This window comes from Desulfovibrio desulfuricans (assembly GCF_024460775.1).
Lineage (GTDB): Bacteria > Desulfobacterota > Desulfovibrionia > Desulfovibrionales > Desulfovibrionaceae > Desulfovibrio > Desulfovibrio desulfuricans_E.
Window position 1 is genome coordinate 572,065 of record NZ_JANFYZ010000001.1, and the last position, 12,065, is coordinate 584,129.

The 12,065-nt window shown below is 58.1% G+C and carries 8 protein-coding genes; 6 read left to right on the plus strand and 2 right to left on the minus strand.

Annotated features, from left to right (window positions below; translation table 11 throughout):
• Nucleotides 1–91: 91 nt before the first annotated feature.
• Nucleotides 92–1,147 carry an NAD(P)-dependent alcohol dehydrogenase gene (locus NE637_RS02390; RefSeq protein WP_192111986.1) on the minus strand — a complete coding sequence of 352 codons (1,056 nt, stop codon included), beginning with the start codon at nt 1,145–1,147 and terminating at the stop codon, nt 92–94.
• Between the two features lie 509 nt (nt 1,148–1,656).
• Between NE637_RS02390 and NE637_RS02395 the strand changes: the two genes are divergently transcribed.
• A complete protein-coding gene (locus NE637_RS02395; protein WP_192111987.1) occupies nt 1,657–3,465 on the plus strand; it encodes a methyl-accepting chemotaxis protein in 1,809 nt (602 codons plus the stop codon).
• 350 nt (nt 3,466–3,815) lie between these two features.
• Nucleotides 3,816–5,573: a gamma-glutamyltransferase gene (gene ggt / locus NE637_RS02400; RefSeq protein ID WP_233483000.1), complete on the plus strand. Its 1,758-nt coding sequence runs from the start codon at nt 3,816–3,818 to the stop codon at nt 5,571–5,573.
• A gap of 124 nt (nt 5,574–5,697) precedes the next feature.
• Here ggt and NE637_RS02405 read toward each other — a convergent pair whose 3' ends face one another.
• A complete protein-coding gene (locus tag NE637_RS02405; RefSeq protein WP_227117949.1) occupies nt 5,698–6,477 on the minus strand; it encodes an HAD-IIA family hydrolase in 780 nt (259 codons plus the stop codon).
• A 281-nt stretch (nt 6,478–6,758) separates the two neighbouring features.
• Between NE637_RS02405 and glpA the strand changes: the two genes are divergently transcribed.
• The 4 genes from glpA (at nt 6,759) to NE637_RS02425 (ending at nt 11,793) form a co-directional block, all read left to right on the plus strand.
• Complete coding sequence (glpA, locus tag NE637_RS02410; RefSeq protein WP_215648848.1) at nt 6,759–8,366, plus strand: anaerobic glycerol-3-phosphate dehydrogenase subunit GlpA; 1,608 nt, start codon at nt 6,759–6,761, stop codon at nt 8,364–8,366.
• Nucleotides 8,350–9,639: an anaerobic glycerol-3-phosphate dehydrogenase subunit GlpB gene (glpB, locus tag NE637_RS02415; protein WP_256267566.1), complete on the plus strand. Its 1,290-nt coding sequence runs from the start codon at nt 8,350–8,352 to the stop codon at nt 9,637–9,639. The genes glpA and glpB overlap by 17 nt, the downstream gene beginning before the upstream one ends.
• On the plus strand, nt 9,636–10,844 hold the full coding sequence (locus NE637_RS02420) for an anaerobic glycerol-3-phosphate dehydrogenase subunit C (protein ID WP_192111991.1): 1,209 nt from the start codon (nt 9,636–9,638) through the stop codon (nt 10,842–10,844). Before glpB ends, NE637_RS02420 begins: the two co-directional genes overlap by 4 nt.
• Before the next feature lie 193 nt (nt 10,845–11,037).
• Entirely contained in the window at nt 11,038–11,793 is a 756-nt protein-coding gene (locus NE637_RS02425; protein ID WP_227117950.1) for a class I SAM-dependent methyltransferase, read from the plus strand.
• Nucleotides 11,794–12,065: the final 272 nt, after the last annotated feature.

Consider the following 12,065-nt stretch of genomic DNA (forward strand, 5'->3'; position numbering starts at 1 on the left):
ACTCCCGGCATACCTGTGGCATGCCGGGAGTTTTTTATTTGGCGACTGCCGGGGCTTATTGTTTACCCGGCAAGATGCATCACAGTTGAGGCTAGACCACCACAACGGGCTTGATCAGGTCGCGCGGCTTGTCCTTCATCATCAACAGGGCGCTTTCAATATTTTCAAAACCCTTGAATCTGTGGGTCAGCAGGGGCGCAACGCTCAACCGCCCGTGAACCAGCAGGCTTGCCAGCTTTTCCATGCGCAGCCTGCCGCCGGGCATCAGACCGCCCGCCACGATCTTGTGCCCCATGCCGCAACCCCACTCGATGCGCGGAATTTTAACGGCATCGCCAGAGCCCAGATAGTTCACGTTGCCGATGCGGCCGCCGGGTTTGAGCACGCGTATAACCTCCGCAAAGGTATCCACATCGCCCCCGGCGATGATGGCCTTGTCCACGCCCTTGCCCTTGGTGCGGTCCATAACCTGGCTGACAATGTCGCCATCGCGGTAATTGATGATAGCCGTTGCGCCGTATTCACGGGCAACATCTGCGCACAAGGGCCTGGAGCCGACAGCAAAAATTTCGCCAGCACCACGCAATGCCGCGCCCGCAACAGCCATCAGGCCCACAGGGCCAATGCCCACCACAAGCACGGAATCGCCGTACTGCACATCGGCCAGTTCCGCACCATGAAAGCCGGTAGGCACCATATCGCTCAACATCACGGCTTCGGCAGGGTCAATGGAGGGCGGCAGCAGGGCCAGGTTGCCGTCCGCATCGTTAACGTGAAAAAGCTCGCCGAACACGCCGTCCTTGAAATTGGAAAATTTCCAGCCCGCGAGCATGCCGCCGGAATGCATGGAATACCCGGCCTGCGCCTCAAGAGAATTCCAGTCTGGCGTAATTGCGGGCACGATGACCTTGTCCCCAGGTTTAAAGCAACGCACCAAGGAACCAACTTCCACAACTTTGCCAACCGCCTCGTGTCCCAGAATCATGTCGTGCCGGTCACCCAGCGCGCCCTCCCAAACCGTGTGGACATCTGAAGTGCAAGGAGCTACCGCCACGGGTTGAACAAGGGCATCCAGCGGGCCGCACTGGGGCTTTTCTTTTTCTATCCAGCCGATCTTGTTCAGGCCAAGCATTGCAAAACCTTTCATTTCTCTTCTCCTGTCTTTTGGGTAACTGCGACAGCCAGCACAACTGGTTGTGCATTCATACTAGTTTGTGCCGGAGCAGGAGTAAAGTGATTTTTTTCACAAAATAATATTATACAAATATAGCTTACTTACTCCACAATACGGCCTGTCATCGCCCATGCTTTCAGGCCAACAGCGCCGATATTGCCGTTAACTGAAAAAACCACCCAGCAAAGACAATATTTCTTCCAAATTAACGCATAGTTATCACATTTGCCACTCTGCCTCCATTTTTTTGAACGGTTCAATAGGCATGCATCAAAATACTGCCAGGCGATAAAAAATTGTCGGTTTCTGGTAACAAAGGATTTTTATTCAAAGCATAAAGTTATATATACAACGAACGATACGGTAATTGGTATCAATGTGAAAATTCAGCAGGAATTTTTATCTGCAGACTGAACCATTAGGCTAATCCAAGGGTTGGCGCAGCTGATTTGCTTCAACAGTAAATGGTACTGGAGGTATGCATGTTCAGGATGTTTACGATCTCGCATCGTATGTTCATGATCTTGATTTTTACCCTGATTATTGTTGGCGGGCTGGTATACTCCCTGATCCACATCTCCAACTCAGCCACCGAACTTTCCGCCCAGAAAGTGGGCGAAATGTTTTATGAAGGCCAAAAACAACGCATCCGCGATCTCTCAACCACCATGGCAAACAGCATTGGCGAGCAGATCAGCGGCATCACAGACATAACCAAGCGCAATGCCATAATTGCCAGCGCCATAAAAAAAGCCCGGTACGAAAAAGACAGCTCCGGCTACTTCTTTGTATATGATGGCGGCATTGTTGTTGCCCACGTTTTCCCTGATCTGGTGGGCAAGGATCTTGGCAATTCCGTTGATAAAAACGGCGTCCGCTTTAACGCGGAGCTTGCCAAAAAGGCGGCGGAAGGCGGCGGTTTTGTGACCTTTGTCTTCAACAAGCCCGGCGGCGGCACCCAGTCCAAAATCGCCTATGGCTCGCAGGTGCCCGGCACGAGCCTGTGGGTCGGCGCGGGCGTTTACATCGACAACGTGGAGCAGGTCAAAAATGAAATCGCGGGCCAGATCAGCGATGCCATTTTTGCCAATCTCAAAAAGATCCTTATTGGGGTGGTCTGCTGCATCGTGCTTTTGTACATACCGCTCATGCTGCTGATTACCCGCTCCATCCTGACGCCTATCAAGGCCGCGCGCGAGGCTGCGCAGCGCATATCCAACGGCGATATGGACGTACAGATCGTTGCCTCGGGCAAGGACGAAGTTACGGTTCTGGAGCGCTGCATGTCGGAAATGACAGCCAACGTAAAAAAATCGCTGGCAATTTCTGAAGAAAAAACCCGCGAGGCCGAACAGAGCGCGGCAAAGGCGCTTGAAGCCGTTGCCGAGGCCGAACGCCTGACGGAAGAAGCGCGAAGCGCCCGCAGCGAAGGCATGTTGAGCGCGGCAAAGCATCTGGAACAGGTGGTAACGGCCATAACCAGCATTTCTGCCGAAATTTCCGGCAATATCGAGCAGGCCGAGCAAGGGGCCACCACGCAGGCCGCGCGCACCACAGAAGCCGCCACTGCGGTTGAACAGATGAACTGCACGGTCATTGAAGTCGCCAAAAACGCCTCGGCCACAGCGGACCTTTCCACCAACATGCGCCAGCGCGCTGCGGAAGGCGCGGAGGTTGTGTTCCAGTCCGTTCAGGCCATTGGCAACGTGCAAAAGGACGCCCTTGTGCTGAAAGAGGAAATGACCAAGCTTGCCGAGCATGCGGGGGCCATTTCGCAGATCATGGGCGTTATTTCGGACATTGCAGACCAGACCAACCTGCTGGCCCTCAACGCTGCCATTGAAGCGGCGCGCGCCGGAGAAGCCGGACGCGGCTTTGCCGTTGTGGCCGATGAAGTGCGCAAACTGGCAGAAAAAACCATGAGTTCCACCAGCGATGTGGGCAATGCCATTGGCGCAATCCAGAAGAGCGTGGATTCCAGCATCCGTCAGGTTGACGTGACTGCTGGCAATGTGGAAAGCGCCACCACGCTTTCGCAAAAATCCGGCGAAGCCCTGCGGGAAATCGTGGGCATGGTGGATTTGACAGTTGATCAGGTGCGCGGCATTGCCACTTCGTCAGAAGAACAGTCCGCCGCAACCGAATCCATCACGCAAACTGTGACGCAGGTCAGCTCTATCGCGACAGAAACCGCCACCATCATGCACACATCGGCCCGAGCGGTTGCCGCCCTTGCCGATGAGGCCAAAAAGCTCAACAACATGGTCACAGAACTAAAAAACACCAAATAATGCGGCAAGTTCAGGGCGCTTCGCCAAGGTGAAGCGCCCTGCTGCACAGCGCCATCATTCATCCAGAGTTTGATAAACAAACACACAGCGGCAACGTGAAATTTCCCGTAACGCCTGTTGTGTGGGTACGTTGCCGCCCGCGATTGTCGGGGGCGGGTCTATGGTTTTACCGCGCAATCTGCAATTTGTTACATAATTGGCTCAATTGCCTGATAATGAAACAAAAATGCGCCAGATTGCGACCATTAAAAAATTCAATACATTTAAATGGCTTATCTTTCTCTTTGGAACAGATGGTGCATATACATGGCCGGTTTCATTGCCTTTAGCATTTCTGAAAGGAGAATCTGATGTCCATGAATTTTCTCTCTCTGGTCAGCCGCAAAACCCTGCCGGTTCTCATGGCATGCGGCCTCTTACTGCCTACAGCGACAGTCAAGGCGCAGGATGAGCCCCAGTACACGGCGACCATTTCCGCCGCCACCAACCCCCTGAGCACCAGGGGCGTTGTTACCAGCCCCAACTATCTGGCCTCGCAGGCCGGGCTGGACGTGCTGCGGCGCGGCGGCACGGCGGTGGACGCGGCCATTGCCACCGCCTCCACCCTTGCGGTTGTCTACCCGCAGATGTGCACCCTGGGCGGCGACAACTTCTGGCTCATTTACAATGCCAAAACCGGCGAACTGAAGGCGCTCAACGCCAGCGGCCGCTCGGGCGAAATGGCTACCATTGATTTTTATGCCTCCAAAGGGCTGAAAAAAATCCCCTCCCGCGGCTACATTGCGGCCAATACAGTGCCCGGCGTGGTTTCCGGCTGGGATGCGGCCTATGCCTACAGCAAGCAGAGCATGGGCAGCAAAATGAAGTGGAAGGAGCTGCTCGCTTCCGCCACCGATTATGCCGCCAACGGCTTCCCCGTGAGCACGTCGCTGGCTTACTGGAGCAAGATCAACACCAATCCCAATGATTCGGAATTCCGCAACCTGCAACGCTTTGACGCCTTCCGCAAAGCCTATCTGCATGCAGACGGCAGCCCCTACACCGTGGGCGAAGTCATGCGCCTGCCTGATCTGGCCGTCACGCTGAACCAGCTTGCGGACAAGGGCGCACAGGTCTTTTACAAGGGCGACATCGCCAAACGTATTGTGGCCGACCTGCAAGCCAACGGCGGCCTGCTGACCCTCAACGACTTTGCCAACCACAAGGCGGACTGGGTTGACCCCATTTCCGTCAACTATCGTGGTTACAAGGCCGTGAACTTCCCGCCCAACACGCAGGGCATGGCCTCCCTTGAAATTCTGAACATCCTCAACAACTTCAACATCAAGGCCATGGGCGAAGGCACGGCGGATTACTACCACGCGCTGATCGAAGCCACCAAGGAAGCCTTTGTCGATCGCGACAAGTACCTCTCTGACCCTGATTTTGTAAAAATCCCTCTCGACTATCTGCTTTCCGCCAAGCACGGCAAGGATCAGGCCGCGCGCATCAGCATGAGCAAGGCAGCCACAAACCTTACGCCCCTTGACCCCAAGGGCGACACCATCTGGCTTGGCGTTGTGGATGCGCAGGGCAACGCGGTTTCGCTTATCCAGAGCATTTATCACGACTTTGGTTCCGGCATCGTTGCGGGCGGCACTGGCGTGCTGCTGCAAAACCGGGGCAGCTTCTTCTCCCTTGATCCCAAGCACGTGAACCATCTTGAGCCGCGCAAGCGCACCTTCCACACGCTGAACCCGGCAATGCTGCTCAAGGACGGCAAGCCCTACCTTGTGTATGGCACCATGGGCGGCGAAGGCCAGCCCCAGACCCAGGCCGCCATCGTTACCCGCGTGGTGGACTTTGGCATGACCCCGCAAGAAGCCATTGCCGCTCCCCGTTGGCTTTATGGCCGCACATGGGGCGCTTCTTCCAACGACCTCAAGCTTGAAGGCCGCATTCCCCAGAAAGTGGCGGACGAACTCAAGCGGCGCGGGCATCCCGTGCGCCTGATTGAAAACTACACCGACACCATGGGCCATGCGGGCGCGATCCTTGTGGATCAGGCCACCGGCGTGCGTCAGGGCGGTACGGACCCGCGCGGCGACGGCGCTGCCGTGGCCTACTAGGCTGATATTAAAACAAGCTTCAGCCCAGCAGCATGTTGGGCCGAAGGCTCTGACGCAATAAAACACCCGCGCTGGTCTTTCGGCCAGAGCGGGTGTTTTATTGTCGGCAACGGGCAGACTGGCTTTATGCCCAGTCTTTATCGGCGTGGCCCAGGTCTTCAAGCACCAGAGTCGGCTGATGCTCCTCCCTGGCAAGATCGGCGCGCGTGGCTTCGCCGCTGAGCACCAGAATGGAATCAATGCCAGCATTGCGCGCAAGCTGCATATCCGTACTCAGGCGGTCGCCAACCATGATCATTTCTTCCTTGCGGTAGTGCGCCAGCAGAGGCGCGAGCACGGCTGGGTCGGGCTTGCCAAAAATATGTTGCGGCTTTCTGCCCGTGGCCGTGGCGTACAGGCTGATGAAGCTGCCCACATCCGGCAGCGGGCCTTCGGGCGAGGGGCACACCAGATCAGGGTGCGTGGCAAGGAAGAGCACCGAACTGTCCTGCAACAGCAAGGCAGAGCGGGCAAGTTTGTGGTAGGTGAGTTCCGTATCATAGGCCAGCACCACGGCCTGCGCGCCCTCTTCCACCAGTTGCAGCTCGGGCATGCGCTTGAGCAGATCATGCTGAAAATCGGCATTGCCCACGGGGAAAACGCGCAAGATGCCATTGGCGCGCAAAAAATCTACCAGAGGCGTCACGGGCGAGAGCAGCAGGTCTTCGCGCGCGGCAATGCCCATGCCGTTGAGCTTGTCCACATAGGTGAATGGAGATTTGGAGGTATTGTTGCTCAGAAAATAAAAATCCAGACTGTTCCAGTGCCGCTGAATAAAGCCCACGGCCCCATCAATTGGGATATGACCGAGGTAGACGGTGCCGTCCATATCAAGCACAACGCAACGTTTTTTTGACCAATCCATATATGCAATCCTTGAGTTTTTTGCCTTCATTATGCGGCATTGCCTTCTCTGGCAAGTGCATCCCCAATATTCTCCAGCATTCAATCTTGACGCAATTACACAAATTGATAACCATACGGTATCAACAATCATCCTGGGCATAACCGCAGCAATCATTTACCCGACCTGGATATTCAATCTTGTTGTGCAGCTAGCCGTTGTTTTCGGCCACGCAGGCGCGGCATCTGGCAGCGTCTGCATGCTTCAGGACGATTCCGACAATTTGCTCCACTGGAGAAACCATGCTTGAAACTACTGTTGTCGTCATCGGCGGCGGCGCAACAGGCATAGGAACCCTGCGCGATCTTTGCATGCGCGGCGTTCCTGCCATATTGCTCGAACAGGGCGGCCTGGCCCACGGCACAAGCTCGCGCTTTCACGGCCTGCTGCACAGCGGCGGCCGTTACGCCGTGGGAGATAATGAATCCGCGCGTGAATGTATTGAAGAAAACATGATCGTGCGGCGCATTGGCAGGCAGTGCGTGGAACAAACCGAAGGTTTTTTTGCGCTCACGCCCGAGGATGACCCCGCCTATGTGGATCGATGGGTTGAGGCCTGTGGCCGCGCGGGCATTGAAGCCTCTGAAATTGACGTCAAGGAAGCCCTGCGCCTTGAACCCAACATGTCGCCCGAGGTCAAACGCGTTTTCCGCGTGCCTGATTCCTGCGTGGACGGCTTCCGGCTGGTGCTGCACAACGCCATGTCGGCCAGGCGCCACGGCGGGCAAATGCTCACCTATCATGAAGTGACCGGCATCTGCCAGAAGAACGGCAAGGTCTGCGGCGTTACGGCCATCAACAAGAACACGGGCGAAACCATTGAGATTGCCTGTTCTGTTGTTGTCAACGCCGCCGGTTCATGGTCTGGCCGCATTGCGGCCCTGGCCGGTCTTGATGTGGCGGTTTCGCCCGACCGTGGCACGCTTGTGGTCTTTAACCACCGCTTTACCTCGCGCGTGGTCAACCGCCTGCACCCCGGCTCGGACGGCGACATTTTTGTGCCGCACGGTTCCATCACCATTCTTGGCACCACGTCCATACCCACCGACAGGCCGGACGACACTACCCCCACCAGCGAGGAAGTGCTGCGCCTGCTCAAAATCGGTGAGCCGCTGTTCCCCGATGTGCGCAGCTACCGCATTTTGCGCGCCTTTGCGGGCACACGCCCCCTCTACACGCCGGGCAACGCCGCCGGGCGCAAGGCCAGCCGCAACTTCCATGTTATGGATCACGCCGAGCAGGGCCTTGACGGCATGGTTTCCATTTTCGGCGGCAAGCTGACCACCTACCGCCTCATGGGCGAACGCACCGCAGACAAGGTTTGCGCCAAGCTCGGCGTCACCGCCCCCTGCCGCACCGCAGAAGAAGCCATTGTGCCGGATCCGGACGAAGCCACACTTTCCCGCGCCGCCAAGTACTTTCCTGTGCAGGGCATCCAGCTTATGGCCGACCGCATGGGCGATGACCTGACCCCTGTGATCGAACGCGCGGAAAAGGCCGATTCCAACCCCCTGCTCTGCGAATGCGAGATGGTCAGCATGGCGGAAATTGAATGCGTGGCGCGCGACGCCTCCACCCATTCGCTGACGGATATCCGCCTGCGCACACGTCTGGGCATGGGCACCTGCCAGGGAACGTTCTGCTCCTTGCGGGCAGTGGCCGCACTTTCCGAACACGACATTCCCCTTGAATTTTCAGCTACCGACAACGTGCGGCGCTTCCTTCAGGAGCGCTGGGGCGGTCTGCGCCCGGCCCTGTGGGGCATGCAGGCGCGTGAAATGGAACTTGGCCGCGCCGTATACGCGGGAACACTCAATCTTGATGGAGCCGCCCATGAGCAGGATTGTTGACGTACTGGTGGTCGGCTCCGGCATGGCGGGCCTTGTGGCTGCCCTTGCCGCAGCGGATCAGGGCCGCAGCGTACGGCTGCTCACCACGGGCATGGGTTCGCTGGCTATCAGCGGCGGCTCGGTGGATTTTCTTGGTTACGCAGACGGCAGATTTGCCGCCGACCCGTGGCAGGGTCTGGCCATGTTGCCTGAAGACCATCCCTACAGCCTGCTTGGGGCAGAAAGCGTCCGCTCGGCCTTTCAGTTCTTTGCAAATGTGATGGAAGGCCAGCACTGGCCCATGCGCCCCGCCCTCTCGCAGGACGGCACCCCGCGCAACACCCAGTTGCCCACCATCATGGGAACGCTCAAACCCACCTATCTGCTGCCAGCCAGCCTGCACACAGAGGCGCTCGCCAGCGCAAAAAAAGTGCTGGTGCTCAGCGTGCAGGGCCTGCGCGACTGCCGTCCCTCCCTGGTGGTCAGCCAGTTGCGGCGCTACAAAAGCTGGGCCGACAAGGAATTTACCAAGGGGCTTTTGCCCTCGCCCTTTGGCGACACCCACCGCGCCATATCTGCGCTTGATCTGGCCCGCATGGCGGACAAGCCGCACAGCCGCCGCTGGCTGCTGGATGCGCTTGCCCCGCATGCCGGAAAGTACGACCTTATCCTTATTCCCCCGCTCTGCGGCAGCAAGGCCAATCCGGAAGTCTGGCAGGCGGTCAATGCCGCCGCTGGCTGCCCGGTGGTGGAAATGCTGTCCATCCCTCCGGGGGTTGGCGGCCTGCGCCTGCGCGACGCCCTGTTGCAGGCCCTGAACAAGCACAACTTTGAACTGGTGGAAAACACCACGGTTCTGCGCGCCGAAACAACTGGCAAAACCTGCACCGCCCTGGTGGCCGAGGCCTCCGGGCAGGAACGCCATCACGCCGCCCGCGCCTTTGTAACCGCCACCGGCGGCATCCTTGGCGGCGGTATGACGCTTGAACCCGGCCAGTGCTGGGATTCCGTGTTCGGCATCGACATCACCGTGCCGCAGGATGTTTCGCAGTGGTCAGAGCCGAAGATTTTCGGCAATCATCTGTTCTCGCGCATGGGTGTGCGCGTTGACCGCACCATGCGGCCTGTGGACGATGCCGCCGTAGTGCGCTGGCAAAACGTCTTTTTCGCCGGGCGCAGCCTTGGCGGATATGATTACGCAACAGAAAAAAGCGGTCACGGCGTTGCTATCGCCACGGGCTGGCAGGCGGGCCTCATGGCCGCCGCAGCCGCCGCTGCCGGGGAAAACCAATGAGCGTGCGCATCAATCCAGACAAATGCATAGCCTGCACCACCTGCGTGGTGCACTGCCCCGTGGCGGATGCGACCCCCAAATTCCTGGGGCCGCGCATGATAGGCCCTGCCTATGAGCGCTTTCGCCTGCTTGGGCTGACGGAAGACCCCTCGCTGCACTACTGCGCCAACTGCAAAAACTGCGATATCTCGTGCCCGCACGGCGTGCCGGTTTCCAGCCTCAACATGATGGCAAGGGCCGACCAGTTCAAAAAACACTCCCCCGGTCTGCGCGACTGGGTGCTCGGTCACGGCGAGCTTATGGCCAAGTGGCTGCGGCTCATTCCGGCGGCGCTCAAGAACTTCGGCATGCTCAATCCCGTTACCCGCATGGTGCTGGATGCGCTGGGTATCGACAAACGCGCGCCCCTGCCCGCCTTTGCGCCCCAGACATTCCGCCAGCTCATGCGCCATGTGCACCAGCCCGACCACAAGCGCAGTGTGGTTTTCTACCCCGGCTGCTACGTGGACGTGTATGACCCGCGCACCGGCCTTGATATGGTGTGGGCCATGAACCGCGCGGGCTACAAGGTCATTGTGCCCGAGGAACTTGTGTGCTGCGGCCTGCCAATGGTTGCCAACGGCTTTTGGCAGCATGCCCGCTCCAATGCGGAACATAACCTGAAAGCTCTGGGCCAGTGGCGCGATGCAGGGCTACCCGTGGTGACGGGCTGCCCCAGTTGCGCCCTCATGTTCCGGGTGGATCTGCCGGAATACTTCCCCGATGTGGCGGAAAAATACGGCGCATGCAGTCTTGCGGACGCGCAGGAATTTCTGCTGGATGCTGTGGACAGCGGCGACCTTTCGCTGAAGGCCGACGGCAAGCAAACCCTGCCCGACCTCAAGCTGATCTACCACGCGCCCTGCCATCTGCGGGCACAGGGCAACGGCCTGCCGGGGCTGGAACTGCTGCGCCGCCTTGACGGCGTGACCGTGGAAAATGCTGATGCAGGCTGCTGCGGCATTTCCGGCAGCTATGGCTTTAAAAAGGAAAAATACGACATTGCCCAGACTGTAGGCTCGGAACTGTTCGCCAAGGTACGCGAAAGCGGCGCGCAGGCGGCGGTTTCCGAGTGCGGCACCTGCCGCGTGCAGATAACGCACGGTTCCGGCAAATTCAGCCTGCACCCTGTCACCATTCTGCGGCAGCGGCTCGAAGCCCGCTAGGCTTCTGGTTCACGCAACAATTTCTGCTTAACTCATGTGGCAGGCGGCTAACCGCCTGCCACATGCATGTCGGCTTTGCCAACACTACCGAAAATCAAGAGCAGGCAGCGGCTTTGCCGCACCGTCAGACGAATATTTTCCGTGCATTGCACCCGTTGCCCAGACGGTTTGCCGCCAGCCCAAAGGATACGCCATGACAGCCAAAAACAGCACCAGGGAATTCTGGAACAGCAGGGCTGAGTCCTTTCCCCGCTATGAAGCCGGGGCCGACACCTACGAGGGCCGCATGCTCCAACTGGCGCGCGACAACGGCGTGGATTTTCGCGGCAAAACGGTCCTGGATGTGGGCTGCGGCAGCGGCATGTACACCATCCGCCTTGCGCAGGAGGCCGCAACGGTCACTGCCGTAGATATATCTGACGAAATGCTCCGCATCCTCATGCAGGATGCCGCCGCGCAGGGCCTTGCCAACATCCGGCCCGTGCTTTCAGACTGGGAACACTTTGCCCTTGATGAGCGCTTTCAGATTGTTTTTGCTTCCATGACCCCGGCCCTGAGCGATGACGCCGCCCGCGAAAAGCTGCAGCACTACGCGCTCGAGCAGGTGGTCTTTATGGGTTTTAACGAGCGCAAAACTTCGGATGTCATGGCCGGGCTGTACACGCATTACGGCATTACGCCGCCGCAGTTTGCCGACGCCCCCGACATGCGCGCATGGCTTGAGGGCCGCCGCATGCCCTATACTGCACTGCCTGTTGACGGCCAATGGATTGTGCCACACACCCGCGACCAGTTGCTTGGAGCCTGCGCCGCCAACCTGCGCGCCCGTGGCGCTGAGCCGGATATGGCCCACCTGGCTGCCCATATTGAAAATTTTCGCAACCAGAACGGGGAATATGTGGAACGCACGGAATATTCCCTTGAAATGCTGATCTGGCAGATATCCTAATCACAACTCTAACCCGCACAGAAACTTTAAAAACTTCTGGCTGCGCGTAGCTCACCTTCCTCGTCCCTGATCTCCATACTGCATTTCTGCCGCGTATGCCGTTCATAAGCCGTGCGCAAGGTCTTGCCCGCAGTATTTCTTGCGCGAGTTGGGTTGTTCACGCTTTGCAACTTTTACGCTTTCATTCCTATTTTGATACAATTTTGAATCAAACTTTTCCTGTCTTGGCTATGCATATATTTGCGGCCATGCAGGCCTGACCACGCTCGATG